This window comes from Bacillus cereus group sp. MYBK195-1, from assembly GCF_051916605.1.
GTDB lineage: Bacteria > Bacillota > Bacilli > Bacillales > Bacillaceae_G > Bacillus_A > Bacillus_A cereus.
The window spans coordinates 58,852-75,348 of record NZ_JBQAGZ010000005.1 but is presented as its reverse complement, the minus strand read 5'-3'; the positions used below and the strand labels follow the sequence as shown (position 1 = coordinate 75,348).

Genomic DNA, 16,497 nt, shown 5'->3' with positions numbered 1-16,497 from the left:
AGGTTTATAAAAAAAGGGAGAGCTAGCTTCTTTCAAAAAGAGAGAAGCGGCTCATGAAAATATGAAGGAGGAAATTTTCATGGGAAAAACAGTAGGAAATGCGGTTAAAGGCGGTAGCTTTTTAGTAGATGAGATTACGATTGATCAAGTGTTTACGCCAGAAGATTTTTCATCTGAGCATAAAATGATTGCTAAAACGACAGAGGACTTTATCGTAAATGAAGTTCTTCCAGAGCTTGAATATTTAGAGCAACATGAGTTTGATCGTTCAGTTCGTCTTTTAAAAGAAGCTGGAGAACTTGGTTTATTAGGCGCTGACGTACCAGAAGAGTACGGCGGAATTGGTCTTGATAAAGTAAGCTCAGCGTTAATCGCAGAGAAATTCTCTCGCGCTGGTGGTTTTGCAATTACTCACGGTGCTCACGTAGGTATCGGATCTTTACCAATCGTATTATTCGGTAACGAAGAGCAAAAGAAAAAGTATTTACCATTACTTGCAACTGGTGAAAAATTAGCTGCATACGCATTAACAGAGCCAGGTTCAGGATCTGACGCATTAGGCGCAAAAACAACTGCACGTTTAAATGCAGAAGGTACACATTACGTATTAAACGGTGAAAAACAATGGATTACAAACTCTGCATTCGCTGACGTATTCGTTGTATATGCAAAAATAGATGGCGAGCACTTCTCAGCATTTATTGTAGAGAAAGACTACGCTGGCGTATCTACAAGCCCAGAAGAAAAGAAAATGGGTATTAAATGTTCTTCAACTCGTACGTTAATTTTAGAAGATGCGTTAGTACCGAAAGAAAACTTACTTGGTGAAATCGGTAAAGGTCATATTATCGCATTCAACATTTTAAATATCGGTCGTTATAAATTAGGTGTTGGTACAGTTGGATCTGCGAAACGTGCAGTAGAAATTTCAGCACAATATGCAAACCAACGTCAACAGTTCAAACAACCAATCGCTCGCTTCCCATTAATTCAAGAGAAACTTGCGAATATGGCAGCAAAAACATATGCAGCTGAAAGCTCTGTATATCGTACAGTAGGTTTATTCGAAAGCCGCATGAGCACATTATCTGAAGAAGAAGTAAAAGACGGTAAAGCAGTAGCAGCTTCTATCGCTGAATATGCAATCGAGTGCTCTTTAAACAAAGTATTCGGTTCTGAAGTATTAGACTATACAGTAGATGAAGGTGTTCAAATTCACGGTGGTTACGGATTTATGGCAGAATACGAGATTGAAAGAATGTACCGTGATTCTCGTATTAACCGTATTTTTGAAGGAACGAACGAAATTAACCGCCTAATCGTACCAGGTACGTTCTTACGTAAAGCGATGAAAGGTGAATTACCACTTCTTCAAAAAGCACAAAAATTACAAGAAGAGTTAATGATGATGATGCCAGAAGAAGTGGGTGATGAGCCATTAGCACTTCAAAAATATTTAGTAAGTAACGCGAAGAAAATCGGCTTAATGGTAGCTGGATTAGCAGCTCAAAAATATGGTAAAGCATTAGATAAAGAGCAAGAAATTCTTGTGAATATCGCTGACATCGTAAGCAACCTATACGCAATGGAATCAGCTGTTCTTCGTACAGAAAAAGCGATCAAAACAACTGGTCTTGAAAAGAATAAACAAAAAGTGTTATACACTGAAGTATTCTGCCAAGAAGCATTCAACGAAATTGAAGCAGATGCGAAAGAAACACTTATCGCAGTTGAAAACGGCGACATGCTGCGCATGATGTTATCATCATTACGTAAATTAACTCGCCACACACCACTTAACGTAATTCCGAAGAAACGTGAAATCGCTGCGAAAATTTTAGAAGATGAGCGTTACACAGTTTAATAGCTGTACAGAAAAGTAGTCGTATAAACGGCTGCTTTTCTTTTTTTTTGGAAAAAATGAAATTTTTAGTGACATAAAACTAATGACATTAGTATAATAAAACTAATAGTATTAGTTTTCGTGAAAAGGGAGATGGAAATATGAGAATGATACATGAACAAACGGTATATCAATTGTCATTTTTGCCAAGAGTGTTTCCTGTGAATTGTTACTTTGTGGAGGAAGAAGATGGTTTAACTTTAATTGATGCGGCTTTGCCATATAGCGCAAAAAGTATTTTACAGGCGGCTGAGAAAATAGGAAAACGAATTACTAAGATTGTATTAACACATGCGCATGATGATCACATAGGTGCATTAGACGCATTAAAGGAAGTACTCCCTCATGTTCCAGTCTATATTTCTAAGCGGGACGCAAAGCTGTTAGAAGGAGATACGACGTTACAAAAGGATGAACCAAATATACCGATAAAAGGCGGTGTACCTAAAAAGGTAAAAACGGTACCTGATGTTTTATTAGAAGATGGCGACCGAGTTGGATCGCTTCTTGCGATTATGACACCGGGACATACGCCAGGATCCATGTCGTTTCTTGATGTACGAAATAAAGCTCTTATTGTTGGGGATGCATTTCAAACAAGAGGAGGTATGGCTGTTTCGGGACAAATGAAATTTTGGTTTCCGTTTCCTGCGATGGCAACGTGGAGTAAAGAAATATCAGTACAAAGTGCAGAGAAGTTAAGCGAATATGAGCCTTCCTTGCTTGCGGCAGGACATGGGAAAATGATAAAGAATCCAGGCACTGCCATAGAGCTTGCTATTAAGGAAGCGAAACGGAATATAGAAAGTAAGAAAGAGGGTTAATTTATGTCACCGAGAATCGGACTTACATTACAGAAAATTGTAGAAACAGCTGCAGAAATTGCAGATGCAAATGGAATACAAGAAGTGACATTAGCTTCATTAGCGCAAAGGTTAGGGATACGTTCGCCCTCACTATATAATCATGTAAAAGGGTTACAAGATGTACGGAAAAATCTTGGTATTTACGGAATCAAACAGCTGCATAACAAACTGGAAGAAGCGGCCGAGGATAAACGTATGGATGAGGCAATTCATGCATTAGGAGAAGCGTATGTAGCATTTGTCCGAAAACATCCTGGACTATATGAAGCAACTTTTTTACGAGATGAAGAAGTAAGAAAAGCAGGTGACGGAATTGTAAAGCTTTGTCTTCAAGTATTACAACAGTATGGCTTAGAAGGAGAGAATGCACTTCATGCGACACGCGGATTCAGAAGTATTTGTCATGGATTTGCTTCGATTGAACAGCAAGGCGGATTTGGTTTGCCGTTAGATCTGGATACAAGTTTACATGTATTATTGGAAACGTTTATTAAAGGGTTACGTGAATAAGAAGCGAGGCAAACAAAAACCTTAGAAGTGATTCTAAGGTTTTTTAGTGCATATGATTCGAAAAGAGCGGTAGGCTTTTTCTCATTACATGATATTATTTAGCAGGTTTGAAAAATGTGTATATAGCTACGGAAAGGCAAACGAAAATAAAAGCAATAGGATCTTGATATGGACTAGGCTCAGAGCCCTTCTGGATTTCTGTAAGGAAGTCATGTGTTTTCATGTTCATTGCTCCTTTAACTAATAAGTTTTATATGATGCGAGGGTTATAGTGGATAGGGAGTATTTTTTGAAATTTCATATAATAATTATTGCATAGCAATTCTATTCCTAAAACTATAAAATATAAAGTTTTCATAATATGTAAAATTGCATATTATTCTTTTTGTAAAATTCGTTATATTATATTATATTTATATTTAAATTAAAGGATTTTAATGAGATAAATGAGAATAACTGGAGGGATACTGTGGGTAAAACAGTGTTAGAAGCGTATAGTGTGGAAAGAAAAATCGAGAATATAACATATAAAAATCTATTTGTAATGATAGCAATGATTATAGGGATTTCACTCCTAGGAGGATTATTTCTTGGTTTAGCCTTTGAGATTTATGGAGAAGAAGCATTAAGTACTAAATTAGAAGGATATTACTTACTCTTATTCGATGCAATTGTTGTTGCTATCGTTTTATTAGCTTATAAACCAGTTCTTCATTTTATTAAATACATTTGGGATGTATCCGTTTTGAAGAATGGGAAGACATATTTATATCTATTAATTGGTTTTATTATCATTGCAGTATCACAATATTTAATGTTACATGTGTTTAGTTTTGAAAGTGCAGCAGAACAAAAGGAACAATTAGGGAGTTTAAGGCTTCAAAATAGCATACAAAGTATTATATATGTGTTAAGTGTTGCTATCATTACACCGGTTAAAGAAGAAATTCTATTTCGAGGTATTTTATATCGATTTTTAGAAAAGAGGTATAATTTTTTAGTTAGTATCATTATTTCTTCCTTCATTTTTGGAATTCTTCATGGAGGTCTTCTAATTACAGCAACGATTATGGGAATGGTATTTGCAATGTTATACAAAAAGACGCAATCTATTATACCTAGTATTATTTTACACATTGTATGGAACTTACTTGTGAGTATAAGTATGATTGTATCTCTATAAAAATAAATACATAACCAGTATAAAAGATGAATGGCTTAGCTATTCATCTTTTATTTTGTATACACGTGAAAAAGTTAATTCATGTATACAATCAAAAAATAGCTAAATACTAACAGTGAACGAATAAAGAAAGGTAGGAGTATTCCATGCAAAATTTAACAGAGCTTGAAGTAGAAAACTTACGTCATTTAATTGGTGGACATGCAACAATTATTAACAAGTTGGAGCAGTATGCACAAACGTGTACAGATCCACAACTGAAACAAATGCTACAAAAGGATGCACAAGATGCACGAAATACGAAGCAACAATTAATGACTTTTTTAGGATAGGAGGAAGCAGAACATGAATGAAAAAGATATGGTAAATGATTATTTAGCAGGATTAAATGCAAGTTTAACAAGCTATGCAAATTATATTGCTCAGTCTGATAATGAGCAGTTACATCAAACGTTAATTCAAATTCGTAATCAAGATGAGATGCGCCAACGTAATATGTATGAGTACGCAAAGCAAAAAAGTTATTACAAACCGGCAGCACCTGCGAATCCAATGATTGTGCAGCAATTAAAAAGTCAATTAAGTGCGGAATAACGGGATGACAAAAAACGGGCGAATGAAGTCGCTCGTTTTTTGTTTTGAGCATGTCAATAAATATAAAATAAATATTTTTCCAGTTGTAACAAATATGACGAAAATGGAATATAACAATTCACAAAAAGGACAAATAATTTGTTCAATATTTCACAAAGTATCCATGGTTTCTATCGTGGGAACCTCTATAATTAGGAGTGTAAAGAGCAAAAGAAATAGATTATATGATCAATTAGGAGAGATTGCTATGAAAAGACATACAAGAAAAATTGCAATTATCGGTACTGGATTAGTTGGATCCAGTTGTGCGTATTCCATTGTAAATCAAGGAATTTGCGAAGAGCTATTATTAATTGATATAAATCATGAACGTGCAGTTGGGGAAGCAATGGATTTATCACATTGCATTAACTTTACAAATACAAGAACAAAAGTATATGCAGGAAGCTATGAAGACTGCAAAGATATGGACATTGTTATTATTACAGCAGGGCCAGCACCAAAACCTGGACAAAGTCGCTTAGATACTTTAGGAGCGAGTGCGAAGATTATGGAAAGTGTTGTTGGCGGCGTAATGGAAAGTGGATTTGATGGTATTTTCTTACTTGCATCGAACCCAGTTGATATTATTACATATGAAGTGTGGAAATTATCTGGATTACCTAGAAATCGCGTAATCGGTACTGGTACATCACTAGATTCTTCTCGCTTAAGAACAATTTTATCTGAAATGCTACATGTAGACCCTCGTAGTATCCATGGGTATTCATTAGGAGAACATGGTGATTCTCAAATGGTTGCTTGGTCTCATGTAACTGTTGGTGGAAAGCCAGTTCTGCAAATTTTAGAAGAACAAAAAGAACGATTTGGTGAAATAGATTTAGATGAAATTGTTGAGAAGACTGCAAAAGCTGGCTGGGAAATTTATAAACGAAAAGGTACTACTTATTACGGAATTGGAAATTCTCTAGCATATATTGCGAGTTCAATCTTTAATGATGATCACCGTGTTATCGCTGTATCAGCCATTTTAGATGGTGAGTACGGTGAATATGATATTTGTACAGGAGTACCCGCTATTATTACTAGAGACGGTATAAGAGAAGTTGTAGAACTCAATTTAACAGAGGATGAAGAATCTCGATTCGCAAAATCAAACGATATTTTACGTGATTATATGAAAACAATTGGTTACTAACTTATAGAAGAAGGTGAAACGAATGAAGGAATATATAATGTCTCGTGTATTTAAAGCATCTGCTGGAATCGCACAAGGTATTTTCGTATCCCTCGGAATTGGTTTACTGATCGAAAATATAGGAAGAATTGTTGATATACCATTACTTATTACAATCGGAGTTGTTGCAAAATCCCTTATGGCACCGGCGATTGGTGCCGGCATTGCTTTTATGCTCGGTGCAAACGGTCTTGTAATCTTCTCGGCGATGGTAGCCGGAGCAATTGGTGCCGGATCCATTTCAATTACTGAAGCTGGTCTAATTATTAAAACAGGTGAGCCAATCGGTGCATTATTAACAGCAACTTTAGCTGTATATATTGGTAAACGTTTAAGCGGAAAAACTGCGTTAGATATGATGCTCGTTCCATTTGCAGCAATATTAGGTTCTGGTTTAGTTGGTATTTGGTTATCTCATAATATTACTCCTGTTTTAAATGCAGTTGGAGCGTTTATTAAAGATAGCTCGGCTGGTAGCCCGTTTATCGCTTCTATCGTCATTGCAGTAGTTTGGGGGCTATTACTTATCTCTCCAGCTTCATCAGCTGCGTTAGCAATTGCACTTAGCTTAGACGGTGTTGCAGGTGGTGCTGCTCTTGCCGGATGCGTCGCTCAGTTTATCGGATTCTCTGTCATCTCAGCGAAAGAAAACAATTTAGGTGGCATATTAGCTCAAGCACTTTGTACTCCGAAAGTACAGTTGCCAAATATCACTAAAAACCCAATGATTCTCGTTCCAACTGTCGTCGCCAGTGCTATAGTCGGTCCAGTATCAGCATTAATTTTCCAACTGGAAGCAGGAAAGGAAATTGCAGGTCTTGGATTAAGTTCTCTTATCGCACCAATTAATTTAATTTCCAGCCAAGGGTGGGAAGTTCTCCCGGCGATGGTAATTACTTATATCGTCATTCCAGTAGCTGTTTCTTATATACTTTACATTGCTCTTAAAAAAGCAGGTCGTATTCACTCTGGTGATATGACTGTACCGCAATCTTAAGTTGAAAATCTCCTTACTAATAGATAAAAGCAGACTGAGAAGCCACAGTCTGCTTTTTTGTCATGCTACATTCTATGATTTTGTTTTACTGGAACTCTTATCGGTTCTTTGGCCAATAAGAGCTGAACGCCGAAGTAAAGTATACTTGCAAGCGTCATTCCAGAAATGGCATCTACAAAGGCATGCTGCTTCGTAAATAGCGTTGATAAAATAATAAGTGTACCGAAGAAAGTAAGGATGTAATATTCAAAAGCATGCTGTTCTCTACGCTTAAAGGCAGCTAACATAATTACAAATGTAGTAAGAACGTGAATGCTAGGAAAACAGTTTACAGGTTGATCGATACTATAAATATAGCGAACTAGTTCAGAAAATACATCTGTCCCAACGACAGTCGGACGCGGTACAGTTGTTTGCCAAAAATAATAAATAGAAAAACAAGCAAGCTTTCCAAAAATAATACTACTTAAAGTGACATAATATTGCTTTCGGTCTGCAAAGCAGTAATAAATAAGTGCGCCGTATAAGTATGGAAACCAAAGTAAATAAGGAATAATAAATGCTTTTACAAATGGAATCCAATCATCTACTACAGTTGTAACGTCTACTGCGTGAACAGTCGATTTATTTAATACGTCGTAAAGGGGACTTACGAGTACGAGTAGAAGTATATAACTTAACGGAAGAAAAGATGAAAGTTTAAATTTCTTCATGTTGATCTCCTATGTTTAGTAATGTAAGTAAATTCAATTGATTATAATATAGAAACGTGAATTGGGCTATCGATTTTACTTACATTTTCTTGAATTAACCTTACGTTTTTGTCACTTGACTAAAAAGAAGGGGAGGGTGCTAAATGAAGCGTTTATCGTATTTCTTATTTTTTATATTGATATGCCTAGTCGGTGCTGGGTGTGCAAAGGATAAAGAAGGAGAGAAATTAGAATATAACGGAAGAGCACTCGTAATTGGAGTTGTTGGAGAAAAGCCGAAAGATACGTTTAGGAATGTAAAGTTTGAGGAAATGAAGTTAGAGGCACTGGAAAAGAAATCTAAGGAAGTGGATGGTTTTCTAATAATGAAAGATCACTTTCAAGAAGCCTCAACAGAGCAGTATAAAAATGTATTTTCATCGCTAAAGAAACCAGTGTTTTTTATCGGTTTACAAGATAAATCATATTCAATTTTTATTACAAAAGGGATAGAGTATAACAGTGCACGAAAAGATGTAAATGCGATGTATACGCAAGGTTTTGCGAATATCGGAAGTGGTGAAGGGCAACAATGGGCAATTGGTTTATCAAATGGTGGAAACACAGAAGAAAGTATTCATAATATGTATATCGTAGTATTTCAAACAATTGCAGATTATTTGAATAGATGATGAAGGAGCCTGTAAAAGAGGCTTCTTATTTTTTTAAATAAACGTTTGTTTAAGCTGTATGTTCGGTAGGAAGAAACCGATGTAACTCAAGGGTTAACAAAGAGAAATGGAGAATTAATCAAACGTTTGTTTAAGCTGTATGTTCGGTAGGAAGAAACTCCTGTAGTTCAAAGGTTAAGAAAGAAAAATGGAGAATTAATCAAACGCTTGTTTAAGATATATGTTTGGTGCAGAATCTAAAAAATTTATATATTTATTTTTTTCTTAACAAATGGCGGAAAAATAAGAAAAATTCGCAGGATTATTAAAAATTATCACGAAATAAGTAAAAGTTTAGCGAATAATGGTTTGAAATAATAAAACGTTTTCTATATGATAAAGGTAAAGGTTAGTAAAAAAGTAGGTGAATTTATGACAGTAACATTTTATTCATATCCAAAGTGTGGCACATGTCAAAAGGCAAAGAAATGGTTTGAGGCAAACGATGTAGCATATGAGATGATTCATATTGTTGAAAATCCACCATCAAAAGAAGATTTACGTAATTTACATGAAAAAAGTGAATTACCATTAAAAAAATTCTTTAATACAAGTGGAATGCGTTACCGTGAACTTGGTCTAAAAGATAAGTTGAAAGATGCAAGCGAAGACGAAATGTATGAGCTTTTAGCATCTGATGGCATGTTGATTAAACGTCCAATTGTAACAGATGGAACGAATGTAACACTTGGTTTTAACAAAGAGCAGTTTGAAAGTGTGTGGAAAAAGTACCAATAAGGTATTTTTACATAATTAATACATTCACTGGAGGTACAGTCATGAGCATTCCAAATAATTTACGTTACTCTGAAGAACACGAATGGGTAAAAACTGAAGGTAATGAAGTTGTTATCGGTATCACTCACTTTGCACAAGGTGAGCTAGGCGATATCGTATTCGTTGAACTTCCTGAAGTAGGTGCAACAATCGAAGCTGACGAGCCATTCGGAAGCGTAGAATCTGTTAAAACAGTTTCTGAGTTATACGCACCTGTAAGCGGTAAAGTTGTAGCAGTAAACGAAGAATTAAGTGACCAACCAGAACTTGTTAACGAATCTCCATACGAGGGTGCATGGATGGTTAAAGTTGAACTTTCTGATGCAAGCCAAGTTGAGAAGTTATTAACTGCAGAAAAATATGCAGAAATGACAAACCAAGACTAATTATAGTCGACTAAAGGACAGCCTTTGTGCTGTCCTTTTTTATTTTGTGTGAAATAATGAAATTCAAGTTATATGTAAATAAATAAGCTATTATGAGAAAAACTGTTTTGTGGTAAGGTTTCATAAGTCTTCACAATCTAAACGAGCCGCTTGCGCTTTTCATTGTCCAGCTCCACCTCCTAGCCCTTCATGTCTAAGAACCTTCCGTACGAAGAAGACAAAAAGCGTCTTCTGTACGAAAGAACCTTAGCCAACAGGGCTAAACAGTCGGTTCTGCTTTTCTTTATGATCCAGCTCTAGCGGCTAGATTGTTCGGTGGCTTCGCTTCTTCCTGCAAGGCCAAAAGCGCCTTTACGTCAGAAGCTCCATCCCCCTCACAATCTGAATGATCCGCTTCCGCTTTTCTTTTGCAAAAATAAACAGGAAACAACATGAAAATAACGAATATACTATATACTAAGTTCAATGTTATATAGTATATGGTGATCGGGTGATGACATATGATTTATGTAGAAAAAGTCATTATTGTAGAAGGTACATCAGATAGAAGAAAGATTGAATCTATTATTCGTGAACCGGTGGAAATTGTTTGTACAAATGGTACAATTGGTTTGTCGAAAATGGATGAGCTCGTTGATCAGTTTTTTGATAAGGAAGTGTATGTGCTAGTGGATGCTGATGCTGCTGGAGAAAAGTTAAGGAAACAATTTCGAAAAGAATTTCCGCAAGCCGAGCATATCTATATTGATCGCTCGTACCGAGAAGTGGCAACTGCGCCATCTACACACTTAGCAAATGTATTATGGGGAGCCGACATTGACGTTTATACAGAATATTTACGGTAAGGAATGATAGAAGTGATTGATTGGACAGGAGCCGAAGCTACAGCCCTAATAGAGAACGAAGAAAAAACAGTATTATATGTATATACTCCAATGTGTGGAACATGCCAATTAGCAAAAAAGATGTTAACAGTCGTTGAGATGACAATTGAAGGCCTCAAAATTGGGATGTTAGATTTAAATTATGCTCCGTATTTAGCGAAAGAGTATGAGATTGAAAGTGTACCTTGTTTACTTGTTTTTGAAAATGGGACACTGATGAAGAAGATATACGCATTTCATTCGGTTGAATATTTATATACGGAATTAAAGTAGGCGGCAAAATTTTTGCCGCCTCGACATATTTCTTGGGAAATATGTCGAGATGCAGGGTGGATACAGTATTTGTCGAGCGAAAATAACAGGATTGCTCTTTAGTGAGAGGGAATGGTATGTAATAGAAAGTGATATGAAGGATGTGATTTAGGATGAGATTATATTCTTTGCTTCAATCATTTGTAAATTACGCTAATGGTCAATATCATTTAGAACCGCTTTTAAGACAAGAGGAAAAAACTGTTAATTTTCGTTTTGGAGATGAAAGTTGTTCGTTACAAATTTCAAGAGATTATATAGAGCTGGTACATGAGGAAAGAGGAACGGAACAAATCATTTGCTTAGATGAAAAGGATATAGAACAATTGGTGAATGGAAATGTACGATTGCAAATGTTAATGAACGATGGACGTGTACAATATTCGGGAACGTATCGAACGATGTTATTAGTGGAATCGATGTTTCATATATGTAAACCGATGTCAGTAGGTGCTTAAAATTCTGAAGTTTCATTTTTTACGAAAATTTCTGTTGACATGGTGAGTGTATATTGATACAATTCAAGTCATAAAATATAGACAATTTAATAAATTTCAAATCAGACGAAAATTGAATCTGATTTCTCTTATCAAGAGAGGTGGAGGGACTGTGCCCTGTGAAGCCCGGCAACCGTCAACTTATGTTGAAATGGTGCCAATTCCTGCAAAGCGAATGCTTTGAGAGATGAGAGAGAGGGATAATGTTGTTATATACGCATATAAACCTTTCTGCTTCTCTAAAGCAGAAAGGTTTTTTTATTGTTTGAATGTGGAGGACATTCAAATAATAAAGGTAGTGATAACGGTGGACTACACGCATTAAACATAAAAAATTGCGGAGTCGACCTAAAATCTTTATGAAATCTAGCTCCAGCGGCTAGAACAGTCGGTCGTTTCATCCCTTCGTATGAGGCAAAAAGCGCCTCTACGTCAGGGATTCGGGCGTCCTCTTGTTCTAAACGAGCCGCTTGCGCTTTTTATTTAAAAAAGGGGTGAACATCATGATTCTATTAGAGAACGTAAAGAAAATATATAAGGCGAAAAGCGGTGATGTCACTGCTGTAGATAACGCCAATTTAAAAATAGACAAAGGTGAAATCTTTGGTGTTATCGGATATAGTGGCGCTGGAAAAAGTTCTTTAATCAGATTGTTTAATCAGTTAGAGAAACCGACTTCTGGCCAAATTACAATTGCGAATCGTGTTATATCAGCAATTACAGGAAGTGAACTTCGTAAGGCAAGGCAAGAAATCGGAATGATTTTTCAGCACTTTAACTTACTTTGGTCACGAACTGTACGTGAAAATATAGAGTTTCCACTTGAAATTGCAGGTGTTGATAAAGCGCAGAGAAGAAAACGTGTTGATGAATTAATTCATCTCGTTGGATTAGAAGGGAGAGGAGACGCGTACCCATCTCAGCTGAGCGGAGGACAAAAGCAACGCGTCGGGATTGCAAGAGCTTTAGCTAATAATCCACAAGTGCTTTTATGTGATGAAGCAACGTCAGCTCTTGATCCAGAAACGACAGATCAAATTTTGGATTTACTATTAGACATTAATAAGCGCCTTGGTTTAACAATTGTACTCATTACACATGAGATGCACGTGATTCGAAAGATATGTAACCGAGTAGCGGTAATGGAGAGAGGAAAGATTGTAGAAACAGGTCCAGTACTTGATGTATTCCGTAATCCGAAGCAAGATATTACGAAACGATTTGTACAGCAGTTAACAGATTCTGAAGATACAAATGAAACAATTGAAAGTTTAATTGAAAAATATCCAGATGGAAAAGTAATTCGTTTGCAGTTTATCGGTGAGGCTGTAGAAAGACCAGTGCTTCAACGATTAATGCAACGCAGTGATATAGAAGTTAGCATTTTGCAAGGAAATATTGCACAAACGAATAACGGTTCTTACGGTAGTTTAGTTGTTCATTTAAATGGTGAGGAAACAGCGATCCAGCAAGCAATAGAAGGAATTCATCAAGATCAAGTAGAGCTGGAGGTGATTGCACATGGATAAGTTACTCGCAAATGTTGATTGGAATCAAATGTTAGAAGCAACTGGTGAAACGTTATATATGACGGCAATCGCAGCTCTTGCGACATTTGTTTTAGGACTAATTTTAGGATTGTTACTCTTCATGACAGCGAAAGATAATTTATGGGAAAACAAATCAATTAATACGGTGATTGGAGCATTCGTAAATATATTCCGCTCTATACCGTTCATCATTTTAATTATTTTATTAATCCCATTCACAAAGATTCTTCTTGGAACAATTCTTGGAGCAAGTGCAGCTTTGCCGGCTTTAATTATTGGAGCGGCACCATTCTATGCGAGAATGGTTGAAATTGCACTTCGCGAAATTGATAAAGGTGTAATTGAAGCTTCAAAAGCAATGGGAGCAAAAACAAGCACAATTATTTTGAAAGTGTTAATTCCAGAATCATTACCAGCATTAGTATCTGGTATTACGGTTACGACAATTGCTTTAGTAGGCTATACAGCAATGGCCGGAGTTGTTGGTGCTGGTGGCCTTGGAACACTTGCTTATTTAGAAGGATTCCAGAGAGGGAATAACGATGTAACAATCGTTGCGACAATTTGTGTATTACTAGTTGTATTTTTAATCCAGTGGATTGGTGATAGTTTAACGACTCGAATAGATAAACGATAATAAAAACGGGAGGATATTTTAAATGAAAAAATTATTACTTACGGCACTTATTTCAACTTCAATTTTTGGGTTAGCTGCTTGTGGCGGGAAAGATAAAGATGAAAAGAAACTTGTTGTTGGTGCTTCTAACGTACCGCATGCTGAAATTTTAGAAAAAGCAAAACCGTTACTTGAGAAAAAAGGAATTGAATTAGAAGTGAAAAAATTCCAAGATTACGTGTTGCCAAATAAATCGTTAGCGGATAAGGATTTAGATGCAAACTACTTCCAGCACATTCCGTATTTAGAAAAAGAAATTAAAGATAAAAAATATGATTTTGAAATAGCAGGGAAAATTCATATTGAACCAATTGGTGTATACTCTCAAAAATATAAGAGCTTAAAAGAACTTCCAGACGGGGCGACAATTATTATGAGTAATTCCGTTACTGACCATGGACGTGGTTTAGCAATTTTACAAAAAGAAGGCATTTTAAAAATTAAAGACGGAGTAGATCCAGTTAGTGCAACTCCAAAAGATATTGCAGATAACCCGAAAAACTTAAAGTTCAAAACGGATATTGAGCCAGGTTTGTTACCACAAGTGTATAACAATAAAGAAGGCGACGCTGTTTTAATTAACTCAAACTATGCAATTGATGCGAAATTAAATCCAGAAAAAGATGCAATTGCAATTGAAGGTGATGATTCACCGTACGCAAACGTATTAGTGGTTCGTAAAGGTGATAAAGATAAAAAGGCGATTAAAGAGCTTGTAGAAGTATTGCATTCTAAAGAAATCGAAGACTTTATTAATAAAGAATATAAAGGGGCAGTTGTTCCTGTAAAAGAATAATTGCTGAAAAGGCTGGTGTATGCCAGCCTTTTTTATAACTACATAACTATAGGGGAGAAGGGGACATCATATGAAAAAGATTCTATTGTCAGTTGTTACAGCGCTGTCTGTATTTACATTAGCTGCTTGCGGAGGAAAAGAAGAGAATAAGCTTGTTGTTGGAGCCTCTAACGTGCCGCACGCTGTTATTCTAGAGAAGGCACAGCCAATATTAGAGAAAAAAGGCATTAAGTTAGAGATTAAAAAGTTCCAGGATTATGTACTGCCAAATAAAGCGTTAGCGGATAAAGAAATTGATGCGAACTACTTCCAGCATATTCCGTACTTAGATAAAGAAATTCAAGAAAAGGGATATAAAATTGTAAACGCAGGAAAAATCCATTTAGAGCCGATGGGTATTTATTCTAAGAAATATAAAAGCTTAAAAGACTTACCAGATGGCGGAACAGTAATTATGAGTAATAACGTAGCGGAGCGTGGCCGTATGCTCGCATTATTACAAAAAGGAGGAGTTATTAAACTAAAAGATGGCGTAGATGTTGTTAAGGCAACAGTAAAAGATGTAGTCGAAAATCCGAAAAACTTAAAGTTTAAAACAGATGTAGAGCCTGGATTGTCACCAAAGCTGTATGAAACTAATGAAGGTGATGCTTTATTTATTAATTCAAACTATGCAATTGATGCAAAATTAAATCCAACAAAGGATGCAATTGCGATTGAAGGAGCAGACTCTCCATATGCAAACATCATTGCAGTTCGTAAAGGTGATGAGAAGAAAAAAGAAATTAAAGAGCTAGTAGAAGTGCTACATTCAAAAGAAATTCAAGATTTTATTAATAAAGAATATAAAGGTGCTGTACTTCCGGTAAGTGAATAATTATAAGGAAAGGATTGGAAAATTACCAGTCCTTTTTTCTTTATATAAATAAGAAGAAAGGTGTATCATAGAAAGATGCAAAGGAAATACTTATATACATTTGTGAAAAAACGGTTACTTTTTTTCGTCGTTTGCGATATCATTTTATTTGATATAAAATTAGAATGAGAATAAAATGAGAATATGAACGTTTTAGGAATTTTTAAAATGTATATATAGGATTAATGGAGGTATTGAGATGGCTGGTTCTACATTAACGGTTAAAGACTTACACGTATCAATTGATGGCAAAGAAATTTTAAAGGGTGTAAACCTTGAAGTAAAAGGTGGAGAAATCCACGCAATTATGGGACCTAACGGAACAGGTAAATCAACTTTATCTTCTGCAATTATGGGTCACCCAAAGTATGAAGTAACAGAAGGTAGCATCATCATCGACGGTGAAGATGTATTAGAAATGGAAGTAGATGAGCGCGCACAAGCGGGTCTATTCCTAGCAATGCAATATCCAAGTGAAATTAGCGGAGTAACAAACGCTGACTTCTTACGTTCTGCAATTAACGCACGTCGTGAAGAAGGCGATGAAATTTCTCTTATGAAATTTATCCGTACATTAGATAAAAACATGGAATTCCTAGAAATGGATCCAGAAATGGCACAACGTTACTTAAACGAAGGTTTCTCTGGTGGAGAGAAAAAACGTAACGAAATTCTTCAATTAATGATGATTGAGCCAAAAATCGCAATCTTAGATGAAATCGACTCAGGTCTTGATATCGATGCATTAAAAGTTGTATCTAAAGGTATTAACGAAATGCGCGGCGAAGAGTTCGGTTGCCTAATGATTACGCATTACCAACGTTTATTAAACTACATCACTCCAGACTTCGTTCACGTTATGATGAACGGTCGTATCGTTAAATCTGGTGGCCCTGAGCTTGCACAACGTCTAGAAGCTGAAGGTTACGACTGGATTAAAAAAGAATTAGGTATTGAAGACGAAACAACAGAGCAAGAAGCGTAAGAGAG

20 protein-coding genes and 1 riboswitch are annotated in these 16,497 nt (G+C 35.9%); of the genes, 19 read left to right on the top strand and 1 reads right to left on the bottom strand.

Features of this window, described 5'->3' with window-relative positions; genetic code table 11:
* The first annotated feature begins 79 nt into the window (after positions 1–79).
* From ACTFRY_RS20410 to ACTFRY_RS20375, 8 genes are all read left to right on the top strand, one after another.
* A complete protein-coding gene (locus tag ACTFRY_RS20410) occupies positions 80–1,864 on the top strand; it encodes an acyl-CoA dehydrogenase family protein (protein WP_098617087.1) in 1,785 nt (594 codons plus the stop codon).
* Positions 1,865–2,004: 140 nt separating this feature from the next.
* Positions 2,005–2,727 (top strand): MBL fold metallo-hydrolase, encoded by a 723-nt coding sequence (locus tag ACTFRY_RS20405; protein ID WP_001242350.1) that lies wholly within the window; start codon positions 2,005–2,007, stop codon positions 2,725–2,727.
* Positions 2,728–2,730: 3 nt separating this feature from the next.
* On the top strand, positions 2,731–3,279 hold the full coding sequence (locus ACTFRY_RS20400) for a TetR/AcrR family transcriptional regulator (RefSeq protein ID WP_000074923.1): 549 nt from the start codon (positions 2,731–2,733) through the stop codon (positions 3,277–3,279).
* A gap of 469 nt (positions 3,280–3,748) precedes the next feature.
* Positions 3,749–4,462 carry a CPBP family intramembrane glutamic endopeptidase gene (locus ACTFRY_RS20395; RefSeq protein ID WP_098617088.1) on the top strand — a complete coding sequence of 238 codons (714 nt, stop codon included), beginning with the start codon at positions 3,749–3,751 and terminating at the stop codon, positions 4,460–4,462.
* A gap of 146 nt (positions 4,463–4,608) precedes the next feature.
* Positions 4,609–4,794 (top strand): hypothetical protein, encoded by a 186-nt coding sequence (locus ACTFRY_RS20390; RefSeq protein ID WP_001180555.1) that lies wholly within the window; start codon positions 4,609–4,611, stop codon positions 4,792–4,794.
* Positions 4,795–4,807: 13 nt separating this feature from the next.
* Positions 4,808–5,056 carry a spore coat protein gene (locus ACTFRY_RS20385; RefSeq protein ID WP_001002987.1) on the top strand — a complete coding sequence of 83 codons (249 nt, stop codon included), beginning with the start codon at positions 4,808–4,810 and terminating at the stop codon, positions 5,054–5,056.
* Between the two features lie 247 nt (positions 5,057–5,303).
* Positions 5,304–6,254 (top strand): L-lactate dehydrogenase, encoded by a 951-nt coding sequence (locus tag ACTFRY_RS20380; protein ID WP_000820652.1) that lies wholly within the window; start codon positions 5,304–5,306, stop codon positions 6,252–6,254.
* Between the two features lie 22 nt (positions 6,255–6,276).
* Positions 6,277–7,290 (top strand): PTS transporter subunit IIC, encoded by a 1,014-nt coding sequence (locus ACTFRY_RS20375; RefSeq protein WP_000666172.1) that lies wholly within the window; start codon positions 6,277–6,279, stop codon positions 7,288–7,290.
* A gap of 65 nt (positions 7,291–7,355) precedes the next feature.
* Here the strand turns inward: ACTFRY_RS20375 and ACTFRY_RS20370 are convergent, their stop codons facing one another.
* Positions 7,356–8,003 carry a phosphatase PAP2 family protein gene (locus ACTFRY_RS20370; RefSeq protein ID WP_000713762.1) on the bottom strand — a complete coding sequence of 216 codons (648 nt, stop codon included), beginning with the start codon at positions 8,001–8,003 and terminating at the stop codon, positions 7,356–7,358.
* A 143-nt stretch (positions 8,004–8,146) separates the two neighbouring features.
* Here ACTFRY_RS20370 and ACTFRY_RS20365 point away from each other — a divergent pair, with 143 nt between their 5' ends.
* The 11 genes from ACTFRY_RS20365 (at position 8,147) to sufC (ending at position 16,492) form a co-directional block, all read left to right on the top strand.
* The gene (locus tag ACTFRY_RS20365) at positions 8,147–8,674 is read left to right on the top strand and encodes a hypothetical protein (RefSeq protein ID WP_000826876.1); all 528 of its coding nucleotides are present in this window, start codon (positions 8,147–8,149) and stop codon (positions 8,672–8,674) included.
* Between the two features lie 411 nt (positions 8,675–9,085).
* Entirely contained in the window at positions 9,086–9,451 is a 366-nt protein-coding gene (locus tag ACTFRY_RS20360; RefSeq protein WP_098617089.1) for an arsenate reductase family protein, read from the top strand.
* 41 nt (positions 9,452–9,492) lie between these two features.
* A complete protein-coding gene (gene gcvH, locus ACTFRY_RS20355; protein ID WP_000026896.1) occupies positions 9,493–9,876 on the top strand; it encodes a glycine cleavage system protein GcvH in 384 nt (127 codons plus the stop codon).
* A 500-nt stretch (positions 9,877–10,376) separates the two neighbouring features.
* Entirely contained in the window at positions 10,377–10,721 is a 345-nt protein-coding gene (locus ACTFRY_RS20350) for a toprim domain-containing protein (RefSeq protein ID WP_000640867.1), read from the top strand.
* 3 nt (positions 10,722–10,724) lie between these two features.
* Positions 10,725–11,033 (top strand): thioredoxin family protein, encoded by a 309-nt coding sequence (locus tag ACTFRY_RS20345; protein WP_098617090.1) that lies wholly within the window; start codon positions 10,725–10,727, stop codon positions 11,031–11,033.
* A gap of 152 nt (positions 11,034–11,185) precedes the next feature.
* The gene (locus ACTFRY_RS20340; RefSeq protein WP_001242139.1) at positions 11,186–11,530 is read left to right on the top strand and encodes a hypothetical protein; all 345 of its coding nucleotides are present in this window, start codon (positions 11,186–11,188) and stop codon (positions 11,528–11,530) included.
* A 125-nt stretch (positions 11,531–11,655) separates the two neighbouring features.
* Positions 11,656–11,763: riboswitch (SAM riboswitch) on the top strand.
* Between the two features lie 309 nt (positions 11,764–12,072).
* On the top strand, positions 12,073–13,098 hold the full coding sequence (locus tag ACTFRY_RS20335; RefSeq protein WP_000601767.1) for a methionine ABC transporter ATP-binding protein: 1,026 nt from the start codon (positions 12,073–12,075) through the stop codon (positions 13,096–13,098).
* Positions 13,091–13,756, top strand: coding sequence for a methionine ABC transporter permease (locus tag ACTFRY_RS20330; RefSeq protein ID WP_000359401.1), 666 nt, complete (start codon positions 13,091–13,093; stop codon positions 13,754–13,756). Before ACTFRY_RS20335 ends, ACTFRY_RS20330 begins: the two co-directional genes overlap by 8 nt.
* Before the next feature lie 22 nt (positions 13,757–13,778).
* On the top strand, positions 13,779–14,591 hold the full coding sequence (gene metQ / locus ACTFRY_RS20325; protein ID WP_098617091.1) for a methionine ABC transporter substrate-binding lipoprotein MetQ: 813 nt from the start codon (positions 13,779–13,781) through the stop codon (positions 14,589–14,591).
* A gap of 70 nt (positions 14,592–14,661) precedes the next feature.
* Entirely contained in the window at positions 14,662–15,468 is an 807-nt protein-coding gene (gene metQ, locus ACTFRY_RS20320; protein WP_098617092.1) for a methionine ABC transporter substrate-binding lipoprotein MetQ, read from the top strand.
* Between the two features lie 238 nt (positions 15,469–15,706).
* Complete coding sequence (gene sufC, locus ACTFRY_RS20315; protein WP_000929160.1) at positions 15,707–16,492, top strand: Fe-S cluster assembly ATPase SufC; 786 nt, start codon at positions 15,707–15,709, stop codon at positions 16,490–16,492.
* Positions 16,493–16,497 lie beyond the last annotated feature (5 nt).